This is a genomic window from Citrobacter sp. Ca225, assembly GCF_030337175.1.
Classification (GTDB): domain Bacteria; phylum Pseudomonadota; class Gammaproteobacteria; order Enterobacterales; family Enterobacteriaceae; genus Citrobacter_A; species Citrobacter_A amalonaticus.
The window spans coordinates 48,363-74,715 of sequence record NZ_JAOWCD010000066.1 but is presented as its reverse complement, the minus strand read 5'-3'; the positions used below and the strand labels follow the sequence as shown (position 1 = coordinate 74,715).

Annotated in this window: 20 protein-coding genes and 1 tRNA gene; 11 read left to right on the top strand and 10 right to left on the bottom strand. The window is 52.0% G+C overall.

Annotated features, from left to right (window positions below; translation table 11 throughout):
• Window positions 1-148: 148 nt before the first annotated feature.
• Complete coding sequence (locus tag OGW13_RS10020; RefSeq protein ID WP_000082736.1) at window positions 149-1,129, bottom strand: IS5-like element ISEc68 family transposase; 981 nt, start codon at window positions 1,127-1,129, stop codon at window positions 149-151.
• A 44-nt stretch (window positions 1,130-1,173) separates the two neighbouring features.
• Between OGW13_RS10020 and OGW13_RS10015 the strand changes: the two genes are divergently transcribed.
• On the top strand, window positions 1,174-2,283 hold the full coding sequence (locus OGW13_RS10015) for a DUF898 family protein (RefSeq protein WP_353622477.1): 1,110 nt from the start codon (window positions 1,174-1,176) through the stop codon (window positions 2,281-2,283).
• Between the two features lie 54 nt (window positions 2,284-2,337).
• On the opposite strand, the gene OGW13_RS10010 is transcribed toward OGW13_RS10015, so the two are convergent.
• The 3 genes from OGW13_RS10010 to pepA all read right to left on the bottom strand — a co-directional run bounded on the left by OGW13_RS10010 (window position 2,338) and on the right by pepA (window position 7,248).
• The gene (locus tag OGW13_RS10010; protein ID WP_287116026.1) at window positions 2,338-5,193 is read right to left on the bottom strand and encodes a valine--tRNA ligase; all 2,856 of its coding nucleotides are present in this window, start codon (window positions 5,191-5,193) and stop codon (window positions 2,338-2,340) included.
• Window positions 5,193-5,636: a DNA polymerase III subunit chi gene (gene holC, locus OGW13_RS10005; protein ID WP_090048279.1), complete on the bottom strand. Its 444-nt coding sequence runs from the start codon at window positions 5,634-5,636 to the stop codon at window positions 5,193-5,195. Before holC ends, OGW13_RS10010 begins: the two co-directional genes overlap by 1 nt.
• A 100-nt stretch (window positions 5,637-5,736) precedes the next feature.
• Window positions 5,737-7,248, bottom strand: coding sequence for a leucyl aminopeptidase (gene pepA / locus OGW13_RS10000; protein WP_044253264.1), 1,512 nt, complete (start codon window positions 7,246-7,248; stop codon window positions 5,737-5,739).
• Window positions 7,249-7,401: 153 nt separating this feature from the next.
• On the opposite strand from pepA, the gene ytgA reads away from it, so the two are divergent.
• The 3 genes from ytgA to lptG all read left to right on the top strand — a co-directional run bounded on the left by ytgA (window position 7,402) and on the right by lptG (window position 9,697).
• Window positions 7,402-7,452 (top strand): protein YtgA, encoded by a 51-nt coding sequence (gene ytgA, locus OGW13_RS09995; RefSeq protein ID WP_211180521.1) that lies wholly within the window; start codon window positions 7,402-7,404, stop codon window positions 7,450-7,452.
• A 62-nt stretch (window positions 7,453-7,514) separates the two neighbouring features.
• Entirely contained in the window at window positions 7,515-8,615 is a 1,101-nt protein-coding gene (gene lptF, locus OGW13_RS09990) for an LPS export ABC transporter permease LptF (RefSeq protein ID WP_042999257.1), read from the top strand.
• On the top strand, window positions 8,615-9,697 hold the full coding sequence (gene lptG, locus OGW13_RS09985; RefSeq protein ID WP_042999258.1) for an LPS export ABC transporter permease LptG: 1,083 nt from the start codon (window positions 8,615-8,617) through the stop codon (window positions 9,695-9,697). Before lptF ends, lptG begins: the two co-directional genes overlap by 1 nt.
• Window positions 9,698-9,760: 63 nt before the next feature.
• Here lptG and OGW13_RS09980 read toward each other — a convergent pair whose 3' ends face one another.
• The 5 genes from OGW13_RS09980 to idnD all read right to left on the bottom strand — a co-directional run bounded on the left by OGW13_RS09980 (window position 9,761) and on the right by idnD (window position 15,600).
• Entirely contained in the window at window positions 9,761-11,263 is a 1,503-nt protein-coding gene (locus OGW13_RS09980; protein WP_090048283.1) for a helicase HerA-like C-terminal domain-containing protein, read from the bottom strand.
• Window positions 11,264-11,341: 78 nt separating this feature from the next.
• Window positions 11,342-12,340, bottom strand: a complete 999-nt coding sequence (gene idnR, locus OGW13_RS09975; protein WP_042999260.1) for a DNA-binding transcriptional regulator IdnR — start codon at window positions 12,338-12,340, stop codon at window positions 11,342-11,344.
• Window positions 12,341-12,397: 57 nt separating this feature from the next.
• On the bottom strand, window positions 12,398-13,717 hold the full coding sequence (gene idnT / locus OGW13_RS09970; protein WP_042999261.1) for a gnt-II system L-idonate transporter: 1,320 nt from the start codon (window positions 13,715-13,717) through the stop codon (window positions 12,398-12,400).
• A 63-nt stretch (window positions 13,718-13,780) separates the two neighbouring features.
• Window positions 13,781-14,545, bottom strand: a complete 765-nt coding sequence (gene idnO / locus OGW13_RS09965) for a gluconate 5-dehydrogenase (protein WP_044327256.1) — start codon at window positions 14,543-14,545, stop codon at window positions 13,781-13,783.
• 11 nt (window positions 14,546-14,556) lie between these two features.
• The gene (gene idnD, locus OGW13_RS09960) at window positions 14,557-15,600 is read right to left on the bottom strand and encodes an L-idonate 5-dehydrogenase (RefSeq protein WP_042999263.1); all 1,044 of its coding nucleotides are present in this window, start codon (window positions 15,598-15,600) and stop codon (window positions 14,557-14,559) included.
• A 217-nt stretch (window positions 15,601-15,817) separates the two neighbouring features.
• Between idnD and idnK the strand changes: the two genes are divergently transcribed.
• Window positions 15,818-16,360, top strand: coding sequence for a gluconokinase (gene idnK / locus OGW13_RS09955; protein WP_042999264.1), 543 nt, complete (start codon window positions 15,818-15,820; stop codon window positions 16,358-16,360).
• A gap of 24 nt (window positions 16,361-16,384) precedes the next feature.
• Here the strand turns inward: idnK and ahr are convergent, their stop codons facing one another.
• Complete coding sequence (gene ahr / locus OGW13_RS09950; RefSeq protein ID WP_058587138.1) at window positions 16,385-17,404, bottom strand: NADPH-dependent aldehyde reductase Ahr; 1,020 nt, start codon at window positions 17,402-17,404, stop codon at window positions 16,385-16,387.
• 201 nt (window positions 17,405-17,605) lie between these two features.
• On the opposite strand from ahr, the gene OGW13_RS09945 reads away from it, so the two are divergent.
• The 6 genes from OGW13_RS09945 (at window position 17,606) to dpdE (ending at window position 26,353) form a co-directional block, all read left to right on the top strand.
• A tRNA-Leu gene (locus OGW13_RS09945) sits at window positions 17,606-17,690 on the top strand.
• Between the two features lie 199 nt (window positions 17,691-17,889).
• Window positions 17,890-19,137: a tyrosine-type recombinase/integrase gene (locus tag OGW13_RS09940; protein WP_137512777.1), complete on the top strand. Its 1,248-nt coding sequence runs from the start codon at window positions 17,890-17,892 to the stop codon at window positions 19,135-19,137.
• 540 nt (window positions 19,138-19,677) lie between these two features.
• Entirely contained in the window at window positions 19,678-20,529 is an 852-nt protein-coding gene (locus tag OGW13_RS09935; protein WP_050487632.1) for a hypothetical protein, read from the top strand.
• A 73-nt stretch (window positions 20,530-20,602) separates the two neighbouring features.
• Window positions 20,603-21,853 carry a tRNA-guanine transglycosylase DpdA gene (gene dpdA, locus OGW13_RS09930; protein ID WP_032175786.1) on the top strand — a complete coding sequence of 417 codons (1,251 nt, stop codon included), beginning with the start codon at window positions 20,603-20,605 and terminating at the stop codon, window positions 21,851-21,853.
• Window positions 21,850-22,977 carry a DGQHR domain-containing protein DpdB gene (dbpB, locus tag OGW13_RS09925; protein WP_032175787.1) on the top strand — a complete coding sequence of 376 codons (1,128 nt, stop codon included), beginning with the start codon at window positions 21,850-21,852 and terminating at the stop codon, window positions 22,975-22,977. The genes dpdA and dbpB overlap by 4 nt, the downstream gene beginning before the upstream one ends.
• A 313-nt stretch (window positions 22,978-23,290) precedes the next feature.
• Window positions 23,291-26,353: a protein DpdE gene (gene dpdE, locus OGW13_RS09920; protein WP_077762940.1), complete on the top strand. Its 3,063-nt coding sequence runs from the start codon at window positions 23,291-23,293 to the stop codon at window positions 26,351-26,353.

The window sequence follows — 26,353 nt, the reverse complement described above, 5'->3', positions numbered from 1 at the left end:
GGAAGTTGCGATTAAGTGGTCCGCAGCTCCCGATATGACGCCCCAAACCGTCCTTTATCGACGTCCTGTGGCTCAATTTTCCAATTTTCAGCCCAAAATCGTCTCTTCGTGGCTGATTTTGGCCCTGTTTCAGGCTAATTTCCTCATTTCAGGTAGATCTCGCCTGTGCCCGTATCAATTGGTCAACTCGAACCAGGTTCGCCAGGGTGAATAACATCGCCAGTTGACTGTCATTTTTAGCCAGCCCCTTGTACCTGGCTTTGACGAAACCAAACTGACATTTTACTATCCGAAATGGATGCTCAACCTTCGCTCGGATACTCGCTTTCAGGTATTCGTAACGGATGGCCAGCTTGTTCTTGCGCGGGTGTTGCTTCAATGCATTCACTTTGCCGGGACGCTTGGCGATAAGCCAGTCTGCGCTGACATCGCTGAGCTCATCGCGCTTTTCGGCCCCCTGATAACCAGCATCGGCTGAGATAAATTCTTCATCGCCATGCAGTAACTTGCCAACCTGATTGAGGTCGTGCTCGTTAGCCGCCGTGGTCACCAGACTGTGGGTCAGGCCACTTTTGGCGTCCACGCCAATGTGCGCTTTCATGCCGAAGTACCACTGGTTACCTTTCTTGGTCTGGTGCATGTCTTCATCACGGCTGTTGTGTTTGTTTTTGGTAGAGCTGGGGGCTTGAATGATGGTGGCATCCACCAAGGTGCCCTGGGTCATTAGAACGCCACACTCTGCTAGCCAGTGATTAACGGTACTGAAGATTTTGCGGGCCAGTTCATGCTGCTCCAGCAAATGCCGGAAATTCATGATGGTAGTGCGGTCTGGAATGGCTTTATCCAGTGACAGGCGAGCAAATTGGCGCATGGAGGCGATTTCATAGAGGGCATCTTCCATGGCCTCATCGCTCAGGTTGTACCATTGCTGCATGCAGTGAATACGCAGCATGGTTTCCAGCGGATAGGGCCTGCGACCATTACCGGCCTTGGGATACACAGGCTCGATAACGCCAAGTAATTTGTCCCAGGGAAGCAAGTCATCCATTCTGCCAAGGAAAACTTCTTTGCGGGTCTGGCGGCGTTTACTGGAAAACTCACTGTCGGCAAAAGTCAGTTGCTGGCTCATCCGGTTACTCATTCTGGGTTCAGGTTACAACACGATGATCTCACATCTCGGACTTATTCGCACCTTCCTTAGGAATTTACCTGCCGTGGGCATTAATGAAATGCCGTCGCTATATTTATTCCAATATGACCTTAAATGGACAGCCGTTTAGCTGGAAGGTGACAGGTGGCGATGTGTTCCTGAGCTGGTTTATGCTGCTGGTGATTTATATTGCAGGCATGACATTGATAAGCATGGAATATTTTTTCATTGGCGCGGCCTTACTGGCAGCACTGATCTTAGCAATACCTGTCCTGGTGATGAAAAATCTGCAATATCAGGCAGTGAAGACCTCGTTAAATAGTATCCGTTTTGGTTTTCGTTTCTCTGCGCTTAAGGCATTCTGGAATATTCTGTGTCTGCCCATGCTGTTGCTTATGGCGCTGGGGGGGGTGATATTTTGCCTGCTACAGGTGTGTCCAACAGAAAGCCCGGGAGAAGTGATTTTCACTGTAATCGTGCTGGGGCTGACGGGCCTTGCCGGCGTGGGAATGGTCAGCGGGGTGACGTACAGTCGGTTGATGAGGATGGTGGGGGATGGCGGCCGCTTTGGTGTCCACGCATTCTCTGTGCAGATAAATGTCTGGCATTGTATTAAATCCGCGATTCTGGCCATGGCAGCGCTGCTGCCTTTTCTCGCCGTGGTCGGTTTTATCGCGATCGCGCTGTTTAAATCGATATACGAACTCGATGTGACGGGGATGGCGGAAGAGGAAATTGAAGCGTTAATCCTCCTCGAATATCAACGACAGATTGTGATAAGCCAGATTATCTATTATCTGGGCATTGCCATTTCAATGAGTTATTTGATTGTGGCGTTTCGTAATCACTTTCTGAATAACCTGCAACTCGCCGACGGACACATTCGTTTTCGTTCCACGCTGACTTTCCATGGCATGGTTTATCGCCTGGGGGGGTTATATGTGATTTCTGCTATCACCGGTGGGCTGGCGTATCCGCTGCTGCGCATGTGGCTGATTACCTGGCTGGCGAAAAATACGTACGTGGTGGGCGATCTCGATACGTTACCACTTGCTGACAGCGATGAGCGCGTGGATAACGGTCTGGTATCGCGACTCTCACGCGGCGTGATGCCGACGCTCAATTTTATGTAGTGATAAAAAAGGCCGGAGCAAGCTCCGGCCTTTATACATTATCGCTTTCCGCGATTACAGCGCGGCGATAACCGCCTGCTGCTCAATCAGTTTCGCTTTCGCCTCGGCATAACCTTCCAGCTTCTCACGCTCTTTGGCGATCACCGCTTCCGGCGCACGCGCCACAAAGCCTTCGTTAGCGAGTTTGTTTTCGATACGGCTAATTTCGCCTTCGATTTTCGCCACTTCTTTCGCCAGACGCGCCAGTTCATCGTCTTTATTGATGAGACCCGCCATCGGGATCAGCAGTTCGGCGCCGTCGATGATTTTAGTCACGGAGACCGGACCCTTGTCATCAGCAGGCAGTACGGTGATGCTTTCCAGACGCGCCAGGTTGAGCAGGAAGCTGCGGTTGTCGTTTACGCGACGCATCGCGTCATCGCTGCAACCCCGCAGCAGCAGCTCAAGCGGTTTGCCCGGCGCAATGTTCATTTCCGCACGGATGTTACGTACGGCAACGATCGCCTGCTTCAGCCATTCGGTGTCCGCGAGTGCGGCTTCATCAACCTGTGCGGCGTTATATTCCGGGAACGGCTGCAGCATGATAGTGTCAGCGGTAATGCCGGCAATCACTTTCACACGCTGCCAGATGGTTTCAGTGATGAACGGGATGATCGGGTGCGCCAGGCGCAGCAGACCTTCCAGCACGGTCACCAGCGTATGGCGGGTGCCACGCAGTTCAGCTTCCGTTCCGCCGGCCATGACCGGTTTGGTCAGCTCCAGGTACCAGTCACAGAACTGGTTCCAGGTAAACTCATACAAAATGCCCGCGGCGATATCGAAGCGGAAGTTATCCAGTGCTTCACGGTACGCTTTGGTGGTCTGGTTGAATTCCGCGAGGATCCAGCGGTCCGCCAGCGACAGTGTCATCTCGCCGCCGTTGAATCCGCAATCCTGTTCTTCGGTGTTCATCAGCACAAAACGGCTGGCGTTCCACAGCTTGTTACAGAAGTTACGGTAACCTTCCAGGCGCTTCATGTCCCAGTTGATGTCGCGACCGGTCGAAGCCAGCGCGGCGAGGGTGAAACGCAGGGCATCGGTGCCGTGCGGTTCAATGCCGTCCGGGAACTGTTTTTCGGTACGTTTGGCAATTTTTTCAGCCAGTTGTGGCTGCATCATGTTGCCGGTACGTTTTTCCAGCAGTTCCGGTAACGAAATACCGTCGACCATATCCAGCGGGTCAATTACGTTACCCTTGGACTTGGACATCTTCTGGCCCTCGTCGTCGCGGATCAGACCGGTCATGTAGACGGTTTTGAACGGAACCTGCGGCTTGCCATTTTCATCTTTGATGAAGTGCATGGTCATCATGATCATGCGGGCAATCCAGAAGAAGATGATGTCGAAGCCGGAAACCATCACGCTGGTTGGGTGGAACTGACGCAGTGCGTCGGTGTTTTCCGGCCAGCCGAGGGTGGAGAAGGTCCACAGCGCGGAGGAGAACCAGGTATCCAGCACGTCGTCGTCCTGACGCAGGGCTACGTCTGCGCTCAGGTTGTTTTCCTTACGCACTTCGTCTTCGTTGCGACCCACATAGACGTTACCGTCGTTGTCGTACCATGCCGGAATACGGTGACCCCACCACAGCTGACGGGAAATACACCAGTCCTGAATATCGCGCATCCAAGAGAAATACATGTTTTCGTACTGCTTCGGCACGAACTGAATGTCGCCGTTCTCAACGGCTTCTACCGCCGGTTTTGCCAGCACATCGGCACGGACGTACCACTGGTCGGTCAGCATCGGTTCGATGACCACGCCGCCACGGTCGCCGTACGGGACGGTCAGGTCGTGCGGTTTAATTTCTTCCAGCAGGCCCTGCGCGTCGATCGCCGCAACCACCGCTTTACGTGCGGCAAAGCGCTCCAGTTTCTGGAATTCCGCCGGAATTTCGTTGGAGTAGACGTCGGACTCATTGCCTTTGGTGTCGTACACTTCCGCCGTTTCGCGGATATCTCCATCAAAGGTGAAGATGTTGATCATTGGCAGGGCATGACGACGACCGACTTCGTAGTCGTTAAAGTCGTGCGCCGGGGTGATTTTCACGCAGCCGGTGCCTTTTTCCATGTCGGCGTGTTCATCACCGACGATCGGAATGCGGCGGTTCACCAGCGGCAACACCACGAATTTGCCAATCAGATCTTTATAACGCGGATCTTCCGGGTTAACGGCTACGCCGGTATCGCCCAGCAGGGTTTCCGGACGAGTGGTCGCCACCACCAGGTAATCTTTGCCGTCAGCCGTTTTTGCGCCATCTGCCAGCGGGTAGCGGATGTGCCACATCGAGCCTTTAGACTCGCGGTTTTCCACTTCCAGATCGGAAATGGCGGTGCGCAGTTTTGGATCCCAGTTCACCAGGCGTTTGCCACGGTAAATTAGATCTTCTTTGTACAGGCGGACAAAGACTTCTTTCACGGCATTGGAAAGACCTTCGTCCATGGTGAAGCGCTCGCGCTCCCAGTCCACGGAGTTGCCGAGACGACGCATCTGACGGGTGATGGTGCCGCCGGATTCCGCTTTCCACTGCCAGATTTTATCGATAAAGGCATCGCGACCGTAGTCGTGGCGGGTTTTTCCTTCTTCAGCGGCAATTTTACGCTCAACCACCATCTGGGTCGCGATACCGGCGTGATCGGTCCCGACCTGCCACAGGGTATTTTTCCCCTGCATGCGCTGATAGCGGATCAGCGTATCCATGATGGTTTGCTGGAAAGCATGACCCATATGCAAACTGCCGGTGACGTTCGGCGGCGGGATCATGATGCAGAAGGACTCTTTGCTTTCATCGCCGTTAGGCTTGAAATAGCCCTGCTTTTCCCAGTGCTCGTAAAGCGGCTGTTCGATATCTTGGGGGTTGTATGTCTTTTCCATTATTTCCAGGTTGCCGTATTCAGGTTAAAACCAGCCACGCGGTAGGCTTTGTAGCGTTCGCGTGCCGATTGTTTCAGAGAATCTTCGTAAGGGACGAAGTCTATCACTTCTGTGAAAGCGGTGGCAAAATCTGCAAAGCCAACGCGCAGGCTGATGAGCAGATCGCGCGGACTGCTGTTGCGTTTTTCCGGCCAGGCGATTTCTACCGGCGCACCGCCGCGCGGCCCTTCACCGGCCAGATTGTGCGGGACGAAACGGTCAGCCGGTCTGGCCCATAGCGCCTCATCCAGGCGAATCGCCTGTTTTTCGTCTTCGCAGGCAATCAACACGCGTTTGCCGCTGCGCCAACGTTCTGCGGCAATCTCACACACCAGTTGCTCGACGGCGCTAAGGCCAGCGTGTTGTGTGTCGTTGTCCAGAAGATAGAACGTTGCGTTTCTCATGATATGGGGCTTCTTGTGGTGGATTTAAATGCGTTGTCTTCTTGCACACCGTAGACCGGATAAGCGCTGCGCTTATCCGGCCTACGGGGCAATTTCAAACTTACTCTTCGCCGGAAAAACCGGCACGATTGAGCAGGAACTGCGACAACAGCGCCACCGGACGACCGGTTGCGCCTTTGGCTTTCCCGGAACGCCATGCGGTACCGGCGATGTCGAGGTGCGCCCAGTTGTACTTGCGGGTAAAGCGCGACAGGAAACAGCCTGCGGTGATTGCGCCGCCAGGACGGCCGCCGATATTCGCCATATCCGCGAAGTTGGATTCCAGCTGTTCCTGATACTCATCACCCAGCGGCAGACGCCATGCGCGGTCGCCCGCTTGTTCGGACGCGCCGATCAGCTCGTGCGCCAGCGGGTTATGGTTCGACATCAGACCGGTAATGTGGTGGCCCAGCGCAATCACGCAGGCGCCCGTCAGGGTCGCCACGTCGATTACCGCTTCTGGCTCGAAACGCTCAACGTAGGTTAAGACGTCGCAGAGTACCAGACGGCCTTCGGCATCGGTGTTCAGCACTTCAACCGTCTGACCGGACATGGTCGTCAGTACGTCGCCCGGACGATAGGCGCGACCACCTGGCATGTTTTCACAGCCTGCCAGCACGCCGATGACGTTGATTGGCAACTGAAGCTCCGCCACCATGCGCATTACGCCATACACTGCCGCCGCACCGCACATGTCGTACTTCATCTCGTCCATGCCTTCAGCTGGCTTGATGGATATACCGCCGGAGTCAAAGGTGAGCCCTTTACCGACCAACACAATCGGACGCACGTCTTCGGACGGACTGCCTTTGTACTCAATCACTGACATCAGCGATTCATTCTGCGAACCGTGACCGACGGCGAGGTATGCGTGCATTCCCAGCTCTTTCATCTGCTGTTCGCCGATGACGCGGGTGACCACATTCTTGCTGTAGCTGTCAGCTAACTGGCGCGCCTGAGAGGCTAAATAGGCGGCGTTACAGATGTTCGGCGGCATGTTGCCGAGATCTTTCGCGGCCTTAATGCCGGCAGCAATGGCCAGACCGTGCTGAATCGCACGCTCGCCGCTGGTCAGCTCACGGCGGGTCGGCACATTGAAGACCATTTTACGCAGCGGGCGGCGCGGCTCGCTTTTGGTGGTTTTCAGTTGATCGAAGCTGTACAGCGTCTCTTTGGCCGTCTCGACAGCCTGACGCACTTTCCAGTAGTTGTTGCGGCCTTTGACGTGCAGTTCGGTCAGGAAGCAGACGGCTTCCATTGAGCCGGTATCATTCAGAGTGTTGATAGTTTTCTGAATCACCTGCTTATACTGACGTTCATCCAGCTCGCGTTCTTTGCCACAACCGATGAGGAGGATACGCTCGGACAGTACGTTGGGGACATGGTGTAACAACAGGGTCTGACCCGGTTTGCCTTCCAGTTCGCCACGACGCAACAGGGCACTGATGTACCCGTCGCTGATTTTATCGAGCTGTTCTGCAACCGGAGAAAGGCGGCGTGGTTCAAAGACGCCCACGACGATGCAGGCACTCCGCTGTTTCTCCGGGCTACCGCTTTTTACACTAAACTCCATGCACTACGCTCCTGAATCTTAAAGACAACGGCGGCGCCTGCGGTTAGAATTGCAAGCTTTCGTAACTCATATCCGCAGTTGCGGTGACTTCGTGTTAATCTTAACGTTATTACGGCATTGGCACATCAGAACGCGTTCTGAGTGGCGAATCCGCTGAGTATAATAATTTTAGCGACGATTTCGACGACTCAAGAGAATAAATGACGTTTAAGCCATGAAACAAGCTAAATTCCTGCAAAAGACGAGTTTTTACGGGCGTATTTAAAGTGATAATCATAAGATATCTGGTGCGGGAGACGCTCAAAAGCCAGCTTGCCATCCTCTTCATTCTGCTTTTGATCTTCTTTTGTCAAAAGTTAGTGAGGATCCTCGGCGCAGCGGTTGACGGTGACATTCCGGCAAATCTGGTGCTCTCGCTGCTGGGCCTCGGCGTGCCTGAAATGGCGCAGCTTATCCTGCCGCTCAGCCTGTTCCTCGGATTGTTGATGACGCTGGGCAAACTGTATACCGAAAGTGAAATTACGGTGATGCACGCCTGCGGTCTGAGCAAGGCCGTGCTGGTGAAAGCCGCCATGATCCTGGCGTTGTTCACCGGGATCATCGCCGCCGTTAACGTCATGTGGGCGGGGCCGTGGTCGTCAAAACATCAGGATGAAGTGCTGGCCGAAGCGAAAGCCAACCCCGGTATGGCCGCACTGGCGCAGGGGCAGTTCCAGCAGGCCACCAATGGCAGCTCGGTACTGTTTATTGAAAGCGTTGACGGTAGCGATTTCAAGGATGTGTTCCTCGCACAAATTCGCCCGAAAGGTAACGCCCGTCCTTCTGTGGTGGTCGCCGATTCCGGACATCTGTCGCAGATGCGCGACGGTTCGCAGGTGGTCACGCTGAACAAAGGCACCCGCTTTGAAGGCACCGCACTGCTGCGTGATTTCCGTATTACCGACTTCCAGGACTATCAGGCGATTATCGGTCACCAGGCGGTGGCGCTGGATCCGAACGACACCGACCAGATGGACATGCGCACGCTGTGGTCCACTGATACCGATCGCGCCCGTGCGGAACTGCACTGGCGTATCACGTTGGTATTCACCGTATTTATGATGGCGCTGATGGTCGTCCCGCTGAGCGTGGTCAACCCGCGTCAGGGCCGCGTGCTGTCGATGCTGCCCGCGATGCTGCTCTATTTGATGTTCTTCCTGATCCAGACCTCCCTGAAATCCAATGGCGGGAAAGGAAAGTTGGACCCGGTTATCTGGATGTGGGTGGTCAACCTGCTGTATCTGGCGCTGGCGGTGGGTCTTAACCTGTGGGATACAGTGCCGGTGCGCCGTCTGCGCGCCCGTTTTTCGCGTAAAGGAGCGGTGTGATGCAGCCATTTGGTGTCCTTGACCGCTATATCGGTAAAACCATTTTCACCACCATCATGATGACGTTATTCATGCTGGTGTCGCTTTCCGGCATCATCAAGTTCGTCGACCAGCTGAAAAAAGCCGGGCAGGGGAGCTACGACGCGTTGGGCGCGGGGATGTACACCCTGCTCAGCGTGCCGAAAGATGTGCAGATTTTCTTCCCGATGGCGGCATTGCTTGGTGCGCTATTGGGACTCGGGATGCTGGCGCAGCGCAGCGAGCTGGTCGTGATGCAGGCGTCGGGTTTTACCCGTATGCAGGTTGCGTTCTCGGTGATGAAAACCGCGATCCCACTGGTGCTGCTGACCATGGCCATCGGCGAGTGGGTTGCGCCGCAGGGCGAGCAGATGGCGCGTAATTACCGTGCGCAGGCGATGTACGGCGGTTCGCTGCTTTCCACCCAGCAGGGGCTGTGGGCGAAAGACGGCAATAACTTTGTTTACATCGAACGAGTGAAAGGTGACGAAGAGTTAGGCGGTATCAGCATTTATGCCTTCAACGATCAGCGTCGTCTGCAATCCGTGCGCTATGCTGCGTCGGCGAAGTTTGACCCGGAACAGAAGGTCTGGCGTCTGTCGCAGGTGGATGAGTCGAATCTGACCGATCCGAAGCAGATCACCGGTTCGCAAATGGTGAGCAGTACCTGGAAAACCAACCTTACGCCAGACAAACTGGGCGTGGTGGCGCTGGACCCGGATGCGCTCTCTATCAGCGGTCTGCACAACTATGTGAAATACCTGAAGTCGAGCGGCCAGGAGGCCGGGCGCTACCAGCTCAATATGTGGAGCAAAGTCTTCCAGCCGCTGTCCGTTGCGGTGATGATGCTGATGGCGCTGTCGTTCATCTTTGGTCCGCTGCGTAGCGTGCCAATGGGCGTGCGGGTGGTGACGGGGATAAGCTTTGGTTTTGTTTTCTATGTGCTGGACCAGATCTTTGGCCCGCTGACGCTGGTGTACGGTATTCCGCCGATTATCGGCGCCCTGTTGCCAAGCGCCTCGTTCTTCTTGATCAGTCTCTGGCTGATGATGCGTAAGTCATAATCGTTCGCCGCCATCCGGCAACGTAAAGCGCAGTGCCTGATGGCGCTGCGCTTATCCTTGGTACTAGCGTTTTCTGCCGCCCATCAGGCTGCCTAACATCCCGCGAATGAGCTGATTGGTGACCTGACGCGCTGCGCTTTTTGCCACGCTCTGCACTACGCCATCGCGCTTGCCACCGCGCGGTCCGGTACTGCCGAAGAGGATATCCTTCAGCCCGCCGAGGATCCCGTCGTCAACCGCCACCTCTTTGCCTTTCGCCGTCGGGTTACTTTGCGCTTCGGTCGTCGCCTTGACACTTTTTTGCAGCATTTCAAACGCGGATTCACGATCCAGGTCGTCTTCATATTTGCCATAAACCGGAGAGTGGTTGATAAGCCCATTGCGCTCATCATCCGTCACCGGTCCCATCCGTGAGCACGGGGCGATCACCATTGCCCGCTCGACGACCGATGGACTGCCTTTGGCATCGAGGAATGAAACCAGTGCTTCACCGGTGCCCAGTTCCTGAATCGCTTTCTCTGTATCAAACGCCGGATTGGCGCGCATGGTCTGCGCGGCGGTTTTCACCGCCTTCTGATCTTTCGGCGTAAAGGCGCGCAGGGCATGCTGAACGCGGTTGCCCAACTGACCGAGGACGTTATCCGGAATATCCGCCGGGTTTTGCGAAACAAACCAGACGCCAACCCCTTTCGAGCGGATCAGACGGATCACCTGTTCAATTTTATCCAACAGCACCTGCGGGGCGTCGTTGAACAGCAGATGCGCTTCGTCGAAAAAGAAGACCAGCTTCGGTTTTTCCAGATCGCCTGCTTCCGGCAGTTGCTCGTAAAGCTCGGAGAGCATCCACAGCAGGCTGGCTGCGTAGAGTTTTGGCATCTGGTAGAGCTTCTCGGCGCTGAGAATATTGATGATCCCTTTGCCACTGGCATCGGTCCGCATCCAGTCTTTGATGTCGAGCATCGGCTCGCCAAAGAAGTGCGTCGCACCTTGCTGTTCAAGCGTCAGCAGCCCACGCTGGATCGCTCCGACTGAAGCGCTGCTGATGTTGCCATACTGATTCTGGAAGGATTTAGCGTTATCGCCGATGTATTGCGTGATGGCCCGCAGATCTTTGAAATCCAGCAGCAACAGACCCTGGTCATCGGCAATACGGAAGATAATGTTCAGCACGCCGGACTGCACCTCGTTGAGGTTCAGCAGACGCGCCAGCAGCAGCGGCCCGAGGTCTGAGACCGTGGCGCGAACCGGATGACCTTTTTCGCCGAAGATGTCCCACAGTACCACCGGATTGCTGTGCGGTTGCCAGTCGGTAATGCCGATATTTTTCAGTCTGGCGAGCAGTTTTTCGGAAGCCTGGCCTTCGGCAGCGATGCCCGTTAAGTCACCTTTTACATCGGCCATAAAAACCGGTACGCCAATTTCCGACAGCGACTCGGCCAGCTTCTGTAGCGTGACGGTTTTCCCGGTCCCGGTCGCCCCGGTAATCAGCCCGTGGCGGTTCGCCATCCCGGGGAGTAAAAACAGTTCAGTGTCTGGCGTGCGGGCAATCAGCAGGGGTGAGCTCATGAGATTTCCTCCATTTATCCTGCGTCGAGTATAGGCAATGTGAGTGCAAGAGAATATGCGCCGGGGAGAGAAAATCACTTATAGCGTATTGCCGTGGTAAATCTGGTATCCCAAATCGATCGTATTGTGGTTGTGGTCGTTGTTCTTGATTTTGCTCAGCAACATCTGCGCCGCCATGCGGCCAATGTCAAAGCGGGGGGTGATGACGCTGGCAAGACTTGGGATCATCTGTCGGCCCATCTCCAGACCGTGGAAACCGGCAATGGAGACCTGTTCCGGCACGGACAGGTCGCGTTCCCGGCAAAACAGCAGCGCGCCCATCGCAATATCATCATTGGTGCAAAACACACCGTCTAAATCCGGGTGGGCAATCAGCGCGTCGCGCATCAGTTGCATGCCCAGACGAATCGACGAGATCGCTTTCGGGTTCACGCGCAGCGGCGTCAGGCCTCGCCGCGTCATCGCATCGCAGTAACCGCGAAAACGCTGTTCATCACGGATATCGTCTTTCGAGCCGAGATAAAGAATTTTGCGCCGCTGGCGTTTATCCAGCATGGTGCTGACCATATCAAATGCCGCCTGGCGGTTATCAAACCCGACTTCCATATCCAGCCGATCGCCCTGAATATCCATTAGCTCGATAATGGGAATGGCCGCCGAGCGCAGGAATTTCACCGTGCGCAGGGTGTGATACTTCTCGGAAAGAATGATGCCGTCGATATTGTAGGAGAGCAGATTGATCACCGACTCTTCTTCCGACTCACGATCGTAGTTGTAGTTGGCAATCAGCGTCTGGTAGTTATGGTCGGATGTCACCGATTCGATACCGGCAAGAATGTCGGCGAAGAGCTGGTTCTGAAAGGAGGGAATGAGCACGCCAAGCGTGTAGCTTTGCGCGTTCAGCAACATGGCTGGCGCACGGTTCGGGATGTAGTTGATCTCCTCCATGATCTGCGCGATACGCTCGCCAGTTTCCTTTGCGACCTTTTTCGGCGAGCGGATATAGCGGCTCACCGTCATTTTGGTTACGCCCGCGAGCGTGGCGATGTCCTGCAAAGAAATTCTGTGGTTCCTCATCTTCTCTCCGGTACCGGGGAGCGGCGGCGACATCGCCCCCCGGTGGTTAATCACGCCTTAATGCAGAACCGCATTCAGTGCCAGCACGCCCAGCAGTCCCATGATTGAAATCAGCGTTTCCATCACGGTCCACGTCCGCAGCGTTTCACCGACGCTGAGGTTAAAGTAGCCCTTGAACAGCCAGAATCCCGGATCGTTTACGTGCGAAGCGATTACGCTACCGGCCCCGGTCGCCAACACCATCAACGCCGGATCGGCATGGGTGACGTTAATGATCGGCAATACCACGCCAGCGGTCGTGATCGCGGCGACGGTCGCCGATCCCAGTGCAATACGCAGTAACGCGGCCACTGTCCAGCACATCAGCAGTGGCGACAACGAGGTGCCGGTCATCAGGTGCGAGATATACTGACCCACGCCGCTGTCCACCAGAACCTGTTTAAACGCGCCGCCACCGGCGATGATAAACACAATCATGGCGATGGCACCGATAGAGTCACCGACGATATCCATGATCTGTTCAATCGTCCTGCCATTGCGTCGGCCGAGAGTGAAAATCGCCAGCACGATGGCGATAAACAGCGCGACGGCAGGGTTCCCGATAAACTCAAAGAATACCCGTACCGAGTTGGTTTTGGGCAGTGTAATTTCGCACACGGCGGCAACGGCCATCAGTATGACGGGGATCACCGCCGCAAAGATACTGTTCCAGAAGGACGGCATCTCCTCTTCGGTGAACAGGTGCGGGTTAAACAACCCTTCCGGCGGCGCTTTTTCAAAGCGGGTCAGCAGTTTTGAAAACAGTGGACCTGCGACAATCACCGTAGGAATGGTGATAATAAACCCGTACAGCAACGTAGTGCCGAGGCTGGCTTCAAAAATCGTCGCAATGGCTGTCGGTCCCGGATGCGGCGGCAGGAAGCAGTGGGTGACCGAAAGGGCAGCGACCATCGGCACGCCGACATACAGCAGCGGCAAACCGGATGAGGCCACCACCGTAAATACCAACGGCAGCAGCAGTACAAAGCCGACTTCGAAGAACATCGCCAGCCCAACGACCAGTCCGGTGACGACCAGCGCCCACTGTACGCGCTTTTTACCAAACGTCCCGATCAGGGTGGTCGCGATGCGCTGCGCGGCCCCCGTATCAGAAATCAATTTTCCCAACATTGCGCCAAAACCGAGGATCATCGCCAGCCCGCCGAGCGTGCCGCCGATCCCGTTTTGAATGGAATGTAAAACGGCCTGTGCGTCCATCCCTTCGGCGAATCCCACGACGGCTGCGACCAGGACCAGGGCGATGAAGCCATTGACTTTAAAGCCAATCATCAGGACCAGAAGCAGCGCGACGCCTGCCGCAATTATGATTAATGGCATAATCTTATCTCTTATGTGTGCCAAAAAGGCAGCGCTGGTGCGCTGCGTAGGGTTGTTCAGTGGTTACACTGCGACCAGCATGCCGCCGTCGACGAACAGCAGGTGTCCGTTGACGAAGTCCGAGGCTTTGGAGGAGAGGAATACCGCCGCGCCAATCAGCTCCTGCGGATCGCCCCAGCGGGCGGCAGGGGTACGTTTGCATAACCATGAGGTGAAGGCTTCATCTTCCACCAGCGCTTTGGTCATTTCCGTTTTGAAGTACCCCGGTGCGATGCCGTTAACCTGGATGTTATGGCGCGCCAGTTCAACGCACATACCGCGAGTCAGCATCTTCACCGCACCTTTCGAGGCGGCGTACGGGGTGATGGTGTCGCGACCCAGTTCACTTTGCATTGAGCAGATGTTGATCACTTTCCCGGCCTGGCGCTCCACCATTCGGCGGGTTACCGCCTGGGAGACGAGGAACACGGCGGTCTGGTTAACGGCGATCACGTCGTTCCATTCCTGCTCAGGGAATTCGGTAAATGGGTGACGGCGCTGGATCCCGGCGTTATTGACCAGCACATCAATCGGGCCAATATCTTTTTCGATATGATCAATTGCGGCGTCAATATCCTGTTTATGCGTCACGTTAAAAGGAGCGGCAACGGCGCGGATCCCTTCTTGCTGTAGCTTTGCGACGGCAGCCTCAGCCCGTTCTGACGTAATATCGTTAACGATAATCTGCGCGCCATACTTGCCAAGACCCGTTGCCAGCAAATAACCGATCCCCTGGGCGGAACCGGTGATCAGAATATTTTTACCTGCCAGTGAAAAAAGATCGTTCATGATGTTATTCCTTATTTTTCATTCTCAAAGACGAGCTGAACTTTCGCCGCCTGGGTTTTGTCGCTGGCGAAAATCAGCGCCTGTTCCAGGTCGGTAAACGGATATTCCGCACTCAGTAGCGGCAGCGGATCGATAACGTTATGCGCCAGCCAGGAGACTGCGGTGTTAAATTCAGTGGTAAAGCGGAACGAGCCTTTCAGGGCGATCTCTTTGCCGATCAGCATCATCATCGGGAAGTCCGGAACGGCACCACCCATACCAACCTGCACCATCACCCCTTTTGCGCGGGTGACTTCCAGACAGGTGGTAATGGAGGAGGGATGACCGGAGACCTCGAAACTGATATCGAAATAGCCCTTCTCCGTTTTCCACTGGTCGAGCGCGTCATGCTGGGGATTAACCAGCGTATCCGCGCCCATTTGTTGAGCCAGCGATAGCGAACGGGGGCTGACATCGGCACAGACCACTTCCGCTGCACCCAGCGTTTTCACCGCGCTGACGATCAGGCAACCGATGGGGCCGACGCCGGAGATAAACACTTTCTTACCCTGGAGATCGCCAGCCTCATGCGCAGCATGGATGGCAACGGCCAGCGGTTCAGCAAAGGCCATGACCTTTTCGTCCGCCTGTTCCGGGTAAGGAATACACTGGGCGGTATCGACCGTTTTAAACTGGGTAAAGCCGCCGTCGACGTGCGGAAAATACATCGCACTGCCAAAAAAGCGCATTTCAGTGCACTGGTTTTCTTCATGTTGAAGACAGTATTTACAATGACCGCATGGCTTAGACGGATTAATGGCAATCGACTGCCCTTCGCGTAATGTTTCTGAATCGCTATGGACCACTTTACCAATAACTTCATGGCCTAAAATCATCGGTGCTTTGACGGTAAAATTACCGACTTTACCTTCCTGATAATAATGTAAGTCGGAGCCGCAAATTCCTCCGCGGGTTATTTTTACGAGCGTGCCTTTATTATTCCATTCGATATTCTGTTGTGTTACGGCAACAGAGCGCTTACCCGCGACAACGCAGGATTGAGTTTTCACTTCCATAAATGCCTCACTGGGTCAGGTCTTCATCTCCGGTGCATTTAAGCGGTTTTAATTGTCCTTATTTGTGAGTTAGATCACACTGGAAAATTGTTACACTACAATGTTACGCATAACGTGATGCGCTTTATAATTCTCATCTATGGAAACAAAAAAGCGTGAAATTGCCGATTGTGCAGGCGTAATATCGCGCCATGAAATATGACGCAGAGGGTTTTACATGGCCGGGGAAAGCTATATTTTGATGGGCGTTTCAGGAAGTGGTAAATCGTTAATTGGTAGTAAGGTGGCGGCATTATTATCGGCGAAGTTTATTGATGGTGACGATCTCCATCCTGCCAAAAACATTGATAAAATGTCCCAGGGAATACCATTAACCGACGAAGACAGACTGCCGTGGTTAGAACGCTTAAATGATGCATCTTATAGTCTGTATAAAAAGAATGAGACCGGGTTTATTGTGTGCTCATCATTAAAAAAGCAGTATCGCGATTTTTTACGTAAGGGCAGTCCTAACGTGCATTTTCTCTGGCTGGATGGCGACTACGATATTATCCTGGAACGGATGCAACGTCGGGCAGGGCATTTTATGCCGGTCGGTTTGCTGAAAAGTCAGTTTGAGGCGCTGGAGTGTCCATTGGCGGAGGAAGCCGATATTGCGCGTATCGACATTAATCATGACATTGAGAATGTGACGGCGCAGTGCCAACAGGCGGTTCTGGCGTTTCGCCAGGCACGAGAGCGACTCAGCACCTCACTCTGAGTTGAGAAGCGCTGAGTCAGACTGTCAGAAATCGGCTTTCAGCACCACACGGTAGCGGGCTTTACCGTCGCGCACGTGCTGGATTGCCTCGTTGATTTTCGACATCGGGAACAGTTCGGTGGTTGGCGAGACCTTGCTGCGTCCGGCAAACTTCATCAGCTTACGCAGTTCATACGGTGTACCAGTCGCCGAACCGGAGACGCTGCGATCGCCGGCAATCAGCGTGAAGGCAGGGACCGGTAGCGGCTTCAGTACCGCGCCGACGGTATGGAAGTTGCCGCCGTAAGCCAGCGCTTCGAAGTAGGGTTGCCAGTCGAGATCGACATTGACGGTGTTGATAATGAGATCGAACTGGCCTGCCAGCGCCGTTAATGCCTGCGGATCGCGGCTGTTCACCACTTTATCGGCACCCATCGCCAGCACTTCTTTCTCTTTCGCCGGGTTAGAGCTGAACGCGGTGACTTCACATCCCATTGCATGCAACAGCTTGATAGCGATATGTCCCAGTCCGCCAATACCGATCACCCCAACGCGGCTGGTGGCAGTGACGTGGTGCATCAGAAGCGGTTTAAACACCGTGATACCGCCGCACAGCAGCGGACCGGCGGATTCAATATCGATGCTTTCTGGAAGCGGGATCACCCACTGCCAGTCTGCGCGCAGCTTCTCGGCAAAGCCGCCACGATTAAGAATGGTGGGCACCGCTCCTTCCAGGCAGTTGATCTGATTACCGCTGATACAAGCATCGCAGTGACCACAGCTGCGCGCCGTCCAGCCAATCCCCACGCGCTGGCCGATCTTCAGGCCTTTCCCCTGCGCCGCGCTACCGAGGGCGGCCACGCGACCAATCACCTCATGTCCGGCAACCAGTGGATACTGAGAGAATCCCCACTCGTTGTCGATCATCGACAAATCGGAATGGCAGATACCGCAGTAATCGACCTGCACCTCGACATCCTCCGGCTTGAGTTCGCCTGCATCGTATTCAAAGAGTTCGAGTTCGCTACCCGCCTCTTTTGCGGCATAGCTTTTAATCATCGACATCGTGTTTCCCTCAGTGTGGTGTTGAACAGAAAAGTGTAGAGCATGGGAAACGGCGTCGCTTTGCAGAAGGGGGGATTAAGAAGAGCGCGGGATGGATGTATGCTGATTTTTTCGACACTTAACGGAGAAGACACACGCTAGCGCTTGCATGGTTGCGTGCTACAGGTATAATCCACAACGTTTTCCGCATACCTCTTCAGTGCCGAAGTGGCGAAATCGGTAGACGCAGTTGATTCAAAATCAACCGTAGAAATACGTGCCGGTTCGAGTCCGGCCTTCGGCACCATCGGAACATAAATAGACGTCAACGGACGTCTTTTTTTGTGCCTGAAATCCGCGCCACACAAGGCTTTCCGCGATTTTCCTTTCAACAGAAGTCAATCTGAGTCAACCCACATCAAGTCACTTGTGAGTATAGAACCGAGTATATATGCTGGTTCGATAATGGTTGTATACTCACAGTGGCACATGGAAGGAGAACTTTTATGGCTCTGACAGATATCAAAGTGCGTTCCGCAAAACCGCAGGAAAAGGAGTACACCCTTGTCGATGGGGATGGCATGTTTTTGCTTATTCACCCCAACGGCTCAAAGTACTGGCGGTTCCGCTTTCGCTTTGGTGGCAAGCAGCATCTGATGGCTTTTGGTGTTTACCCTGAAACTTCACTGGCTGATGCCCGTCAAAAAAGAGAAGAGGCTAGGAGGCTCGTTGCTGCTGGAATCGATCCTCGCGAACACAAACGTGCTGTGAAAGAAGAACAGACGAAAGAAGCTATTACCTTTGAGTCAGTTGCCAGAGAGTGGCACGCAGCAAATAAAAAATGGACAGAAGAACATAGTCGGCGGGTGCTGAAGAGCCTGGAAGATAATTTGTTTCCAGCGATTGGGAAGCGAAGTATTGATAGTTTTAGTACGCGCGATCTCCTTGTGCCTATCAAAGTAGTTGAGGCTACAGGGCGTCTTGAAGTGGCTTCGCGTCTTCAGCAGCGTACCAATGCGATTATGCGTTATGCAGTGCAAAGCGGTTTGATCGATTACAATCCTGCTCAGGAGATGGCTGGGGCAGTTGCTTCCAGTAATCGTGTCCATCGACCAGCACTTGAACTGAAACGCTTACCTGAACTACTCCACCGAATTGATAGCTACACCGGACGGCCTTTAACACGTCTGGCTGTTGAGCTAACGTTATTAATCTTTATTCGTTCCAGTGAGTTGCGTTTTGCCCGTTGGTCCGAGATCGATTTTGAAAGGGCAATGTGGACAATCCCGGCGGAACGAGAAGCTATAGAAGGTGTTAAGCATTCGCAACGTGGTTCTAAAATGCGTACACCTCATTTAGTTCCTCTGTCTCGTCAGGCATTAGTAATCCTTCAACAGGTCCACAAGATCAGTGGTGATCGTGACTTTGTTTTCGTTGGCGATCATAACCCTCATAAGCCCATGAGTGAAAACACGGTGAACAAGGCACTGCGCGTCATGGGATATGACACGAAGGTTGATGTTTGTGGGCATGGTTTCAGAACAATGGCTTGTAGTTCATTGATCGAATCTGGATTGTGGTCAAGGGACGCAGTGGAACGGCAAATGAGCCATATGGAACGTAACTCAGTACGTGCTGCTTACATTCATAAGGCTGAGCATCTTGATGAGCGGCGACTGATGCTGCAGTGGTGGGCTGATTTTTTGGATGCGAATCGGACAAGGGAAGTTAGCCCTTATGATTTTGGTAAATAGTATAATTCCTGGCGCTTGCTATGCGTGAATTTGAAAAGCCGGCTTGAACTATAATCAATACTTTTTTATAACTGTATTATTCAGGCGACTCTGAGGTGCACTATGAAAACTTTCGATGCCCAACTTGCGATGAGCATTGTATCGCACTCAACTGGAGGTTTTAGTTATGACACTCTTGCTAGAGCGTTGATTTCTAAAGATAAAAATGAAAGCCCTGACGTCCTTCTTGAGTCATGTCGAAGCTTTTGTTTATCGCTTGAGGAAAAAGGCATTTTGAGACGATGCCACAGATGTTCTCATTCTCAAGATGAGTATTTCGAGTATATTCCCCACTAACATCTGTCCCTGAAAAAATTTTCAGGGACAGATAACTCCGTTCTTGTCATCCCCCTTTTTCTACTGTAGCTTGTGTAACACGATTCGGGGGGGGCGATTGTGAGCAACATCAACTTAATAACTACATGTACAAATGGAAAACACTTCGGTTGCGGAGATATATTGAGCCTGAGTCAATTTTCATCAGGTCGAATTTCTTCAAGTGTGCTCGTAAATTCTTGGTGTAATGCTCTGAATGAAGCTATATCTACATCTGCAACAGTATGTGTAGAGGATCTTTATAAAGGTGGGCACTGGGCGACGGCTAAAGTGATTTTAAATGATTATCCTATTGATTTATGGGTGCTTTCTGCTGGCTTGGGCCTCCTTCACCACAAAGACAATGTAGTACCGTATAAAGCGACCTTTGCTGTTGGATATGATGAATCAATACCATTATATTCTCAAGAATATGTAGGGAAAAGTTTTCATAGAACATGGTGGAAAGAAATAACCAATAGGTCTATTTTTAAATCTAAGCATCCTACATCTATTGTAGAGTTAATGAAAAAAAGAAAAAAAGACTATTATATTATCTGTGGTTCTCCAGATTATATTAATGCAATTGAACTGGATATTATTAATGGTCTTGAGTATCTGGTTGATGCAAAAAAACAACTGCTTATTATCACTTCCAAAAAAATCAATGGCAGGTTGACTGCATATCTTTTCAAAACCAACCAAAATATGGCTCAGTGGTTAAGATGCAATATGCTCATGCTTAATATCAGTGTGGCAAAATACATTGTGAAGGAATTTACGTCAAAACAACTTAATGATTTAAATGAGTTATCTCAAAAGTTAGTAGAAGAACTCAAGGAGTTACCTGAGCGTGAAGTAAAAAAAGGAATTCGCCGCAGCCCAGCGGAAGTTAAGTCTTTCATTTTAAAGCTTATGCAACAAAAACCTGGTATCAGTGCAACACATGCGTTGCGAGAGTTTCGCGACGCGGGAAATTCATTTGAGGAAAAACGTTTCCGGGCTGAGTTTAAGGCCCTGATGGAAGCTAAACCTTAATTCTACTTGCCTGGGTTTCATGGTAGAATCCCCCGTTTTTTGAGGCTTTGCAGTGGCGTCACAGGAGAGTAAGTTGTCGAAGCTAAAGTATTTTTTCCCTGATAGTCAGGATTTTATCGATCCCAGTTTCGACTTCTTCCGCGAAACGCGTAACGAACATCGCGTGCGTCAACGTGACGATCATTATCCGCATGAGGTTTTTCCTCATCCTTACGATGGTATGCTGGTTTCTAAAGCTGTAGTAGATGGTCTTGGCGGTGGTGAGAGCAAATATACTCGTGCCCAGCGTTTGCGTTACTTCCGTAATGGAATGAAGCACTTTTTCCGCCTGCCGGAAAATATGGAAACTATGGGTGATTGCGGAGCCTTCACCTATGTTAACCAGGACGTCCCGCCATACCGTGTGGAAGAGGTAATTGAGTTCTACGAAACTTCCCGCTTTAACTATGGCGTTTCTCTCGATCACATCGTCTTTGGCTATGAGAAGCCAGGTGAAGTATTCAGTGGTGACGTGTTGGCTGAATGCCGCCGACGCCAGGATATCACGCTGACCTTGGCTCAAGAGTTTTTGAACAAGTCCCAAAGATCTTGTTTCACCGCCTTTGGCGTTGCACATGGATGGAGCAAAACCTCCTACCGTCAGTCTGTAGAGGCTCTGCTGGCCATGGGATATAAAAATATCACCATGGGGGGGATGGTGCCGTTGAAAACGGCGCAGATCCTTGAGACTCTCGAAGAGATTAAACCGTTGCTGAAAAGTGATACGCGTGTCCACTTGCTTGGCATTGCCCGTCCAGAGAGTTTTGCCGACTTTATCAAGTTTGGTGTGACCAGCATTGACTCAACTACACCTCTGCAGCAGGCTTTCAAAGATCGGAAAAATAACTACCATATGCTTGATGGCCCGGCCTATACCGCTGTGCGTGTCCCTCAGTTTGATGCGAATCCAAGTTTGAGTCGCAAAATAAAATCTGGCGTGATTGATCAGGATATTGCACGGCATCTGGAAAAGGATGCCATGAATGCCCTGTTCGAATACGATAAAGGGGCTTTGTCCCTTGAGAAGACTCTTGATGCAGTCCTGGCTTATGAACGCCTGCATTCGGGTGAAAAAGAGGCCGACAAAATCCGTGCGGATTATGAACGCACTCTGGGAGAACGCCCCTGGAAACAATGCCAGTGCAATATTTGCCAGGCCATCGGTATCAACGTCATCATTTTCCGCGGAGCAGAACGTAACCGTCGCCGCGGTTTCCATAATATTCAGGTGTTGTACAACCGTTTACAGCACACATTGTCATTACGCTCAGAGGAACTGTCATGAGTGAATATCGTGTTCCCGCCCTGAGAATCCGACAGGGTGAGGAGAGGCAACTCTATAGCCTTGCGATAGAAGGTAAACAGATCAGCAAAATTGCAGCGATTTCGCGTATTCGTCGCGGCGAAGAGAGTTTGGTTGGTTATCAGCGTCCAGAAGTACGTAACCATATTCGCGAAATTCAGCGCTACATTGAGAGCGCAAATCCGATGATACCAAACCCGGTGATTATCGCTTTTGATAAGCGTGTGCGTTTTGAACCGCTTACAGATAATGGCGACATGGGGCATCTGGTGATACCTTTCTCCGAAGATAAGGATTTTGAGAAGCCAGGGTTTATTGTGGATGGTCAACAACGTACCGCTGCTTTGCGGGATGCGGAAATCGACTCGTTTATGATGCCGGTCTCCGCTTTTATCGCTAATGACGCAGAAGAACAGCGTGAACAGTTTATGCTGGTTAACTCCACAAAACCGTTGCCCAAAACGTTGTTATACGAACTGGCACCGCATACCCACGGCCGTCTGCCATCCGATCTGCAAATGCGTAAGTTTCCTTCACTGCTGACTCAACGACTGAACTTCGGCGAAGGTCCACTTGCGGGGCGCATCAAAACGGCGACCAATCCTGATGGGGTTATTGCTGACAACTCGATGATCAAAATGATTGATGCCAGTCTTCGTGAGGGAGCATTGTATCGCTTCCGTGATCCGGCGACAGGGTTGGGGGATGAAGGGAAGATGGTGAAGCTGCTGAACAACTTCTGGTCAGCTGTGGAAACCGTGTTTACTGATGACTGGGATAAAAAGCCTCGCTATTCCCGCTTGTTACATGGCGTTGGTATTCTTGCGCTTGGAAGCTTGATGGATGAAATCGATCATGTACATCAGGACTATAAAGGTGAACCTGGTTGGACTGAGATCCCTTCCTATACTCGTTTTGTCGAAGAGTTAAACCGAATTAAGCCGCTTTGCGCATGGAGTAGCGGGGTATGGAACTTTGGAACAGACATTGATGGCCAGCCCGTTATTCGTAAATGGAATGAACTGCAAAATCTTTCAAAAGATATATCTTTGGTCACTGATTACTTAGTAACCAGCTATATGAAAACCGTAAATGCAGATATTTAATCCATAAGTTAAATAAAAAGCCTTCTATTGTTAATAGGGGGCTTTTTAATTATTAATGCAATAATCTCATGTTGGGATTATTTCTGCATAGTATTCATTTTTCATCTCAAAACATGAGCTGCAATCCATAAGTATGAGTGATTTCATTGTCTTTTTTGTTATGTGAACTATATCACACCTTCTCAGTCCTCTTACTGGCGGCAATCGTCTGTTGGAATTGATCAAACTTATCTTTCACGTGTATTATTTTTTCATTACGGAATGCTATTTTTCCGATCGTAACAACGATTCCCTTCATGGCTGAAAAAATACAATGACTACACAACCTGGTACATTATCAGAAGGTGATTTGGTTACTTCTCCGTTATTTAGTGGGATTGCTAAAATTCTGCGTTTATACTCAGCTGAAAAGGCTGAAATCGCATGGTTTGTTTCACCTCTGGAATCAGAGGTTAATCGCCAGATGGCAGAGATTTGTACGCTGGCGCCAGCAAAACTTTATGACGAAAGTACCGTCTACTTTCGATCGGCGGAAAGTGGGTTATGGTGCCGCGGACGCTATGGCGGACCAAGGCCTGGTAATAAGCATCTGATAATTATCCGTTCTGGCCAGAATGTCGTTGTGGATCTGGCAGACATATTTTATCCCAACTATGGGCAGGGCTTAGCAATGAACCCAGCCCATTTTCTTGCTGCCCGTTCAAACGATGCTCCGTTTTTTTACCCTCTGCGCGAGCGATTTGTCAGCGCGTGGATTAAGCAGCGTGCAGCATGCCGATCTATGTCTTCGTTGATCAGCAGTCGCGTTGAGGTCGAGCCTCATCAGATTGCTGTTGTTCGTCGAATTCTCCAGGACCAAAACCCCAAATACCTGTTGGCAGACGAAGTAGGACTGGGCAAAACCATCGAAGCGGGGCTGGTCATCCGCGAGCATATTCTGGAATGTAATCGCGACGCCAGGGTTTTGGTAGTCGTGCCGCAAGCGTTAAAAGGCCAGTGGAGTGAGGAGTTGATCGGACGCTTTGCATTAGGTGAAGTGATGATGGGAGGAGGGCGGACGCGGCAAATCCGGCTTTGCAACCATGATGAGATTACCGACTCCTTGATGCAAACATGGGGGCCGACGTTGATTGTGGTGGACGAAGCTCACCAACTCGCACGTCACGCTTGGGCTGAAGACGTTGCTAAACGCGCTCAATATACCGCGTTGACAACACTTTGCCATCAAACGGGCATTGTGTTGTTACTCTCAGGGACGCCGATGCATGGCAACGAACTGAACTTTCTTGCGATGTTGCATTGCCTCAATGAAGAAGCCTGGCCACTGGACCCGGCAGGTTGTGAGCATTTTATCCAACGCGTGGCAGAGCGTGAGAGCCTTGGCGGGATCTATACCGCGCTCCAGCCTGAAAACGACAACGGGATTATCGAAAGCTGTCTTGAGGAGTTGTCCGCAAAGTTTCCTGATGATGAGGAACTTCAGGGTTTAATTGATGAGGTGCGGCCGCTTGTTGATTTTATCGCCGATGAAGAAGGCGAAGAGCGTAGCGAGAAAATTTTGGCGCTTCGCAATTGGTTAGGTGAGCATTACCGTCTGTTTCATCGACTGTTACGTAACCGCCGCGAAGATCCTTCTCTTGCCTGGCTTTTCCCTGGGTTAGCGGGGCTGAATATCGCGCACTGGGCCGTCAAGCCTGAAGATGTCACCTTAGACGAACTTCTTGAAGACTGGCGTTCTAGTGCCAAAAATTCTCCTGAGAAGCATCGCCATATCACCACGGAGAATCTGAGCGATTGGGTGGATGCGCTGTTCACCAGTCCCCTGACATTTTCACGTCGGGCACGTTTAGCGCTGGAACAGGGACCCGCCAGCATAGATGAACAAAATTACCTTGAACAAGCGCTGGCAATTGCGAAGCAAGAGCAACGCCAAAAAGACGAGCAATTGATGATCGCCCTTAACGCATGGTTTGCGAATCACAAAGAAGGGAAAGCGGTCATATTCTGTAGTGAAGAAGCGGAATCCGCTCATCTTTTCACAAAGCTGGATCTACAGTCCACTTGGAAAATCGTCCGCCACGCGCCGGATAAGTACGCGCTTAACAACCACTGGCAGGTGCTGATATGCGACAGGCGTGGGGAAGATGGCCTTAATCTTCATGGGAAAAATCGTCTGGCCGTTCATTACAGCCTGAGTCGCGATTTCAACCGTTTTGAGCAACGTCTTGGGCGCTTCAACCGCTACTCAGGCAACTTAAGGGGCATCAAGCCGGTAGAAAGCCTCGTCATCCTGCCTGGAAGAGATGGCCTGTCATCGGAGTGGACCAGGCTTTTAGATCAGGGCATTAACCTGTTCAGACAAAGCGTAGCCAGCCTGCAGTTTGTGTTGGATGAGCAAATAGAGGCTATGTGGCGGCGTTATTTTGAGGGCGGTCTTGCCGTCATCAGTACTACCATCGATGCCCTGGGGGGAGAAAAAGGGTTCGTAGCTGTTGAGCGTAAAAAAGTGTTTGAGCAGGAGAACCTGCTTTCTATGGAGCAAGAGGTCATTGCTTCACAGGCATTTTCTGAGGCATTGCTGGAGTCGGAAGATGATGCGGAACAGCGAGCGCTGGACATGCTGCAATGGATCACCAAAGCACTCCAGTTTAATCAACAAATTGAGGAAGATAAAACCGGGTTCAGGTTACGCTTTGAACGAGATGAATATAAGGGGCGCACGCTCGTTGATGTGCAAACTTTCATCGACAACTGTTTGCTTGGACTGGATTTTTCAGAGGGCTATCCTCCTTCTACAGCAATCATGACCCTCTCGCGTACCCAGGCTAGTTTGCACAAAAATACTTATCCTCTCCGCTACGGGCAACCTTTCGTGGATACCGTCTGGCAACTTATGCAGAGTGATCCTCGCGGTACGACGATGGCGATCCTACGCATGATGAAAACGATTAAACTCCCGTCGCCACAGTTTTATTTCCATTTTCAATGGTTAAGCAGCGCTAGCCTGGATGGCGATAATAAGCTGGTAGCTCAACGTCAGGGAGATGAGCGTTTTGCCCCGCGGCTGGAAACCTTCTGGCTCGATGCTAATGGTCGCGAAGTTGATGAAAAGATTATCGCTGTTTTGGAAAAACCGTACGATAAAAAAGGGACTGTGCTCTACGAAGATATGAACCTGCGAACCGATGTATGGCCACAGATGACGCGTTGGTTTGATCCCGAAGCCTGGAAAAATACGGTGCTGGAGTTAACAGAAAAAGCGAAGCAGCGTCAGCAAATTCGCTACCCTTCGAGTGACGTATTGCCTATTGGGCACCAGTTGATGGCGGTGAAGGCGATAATTTTGTGCAGCAAAGAGACTTTCCAGATGGAGTAA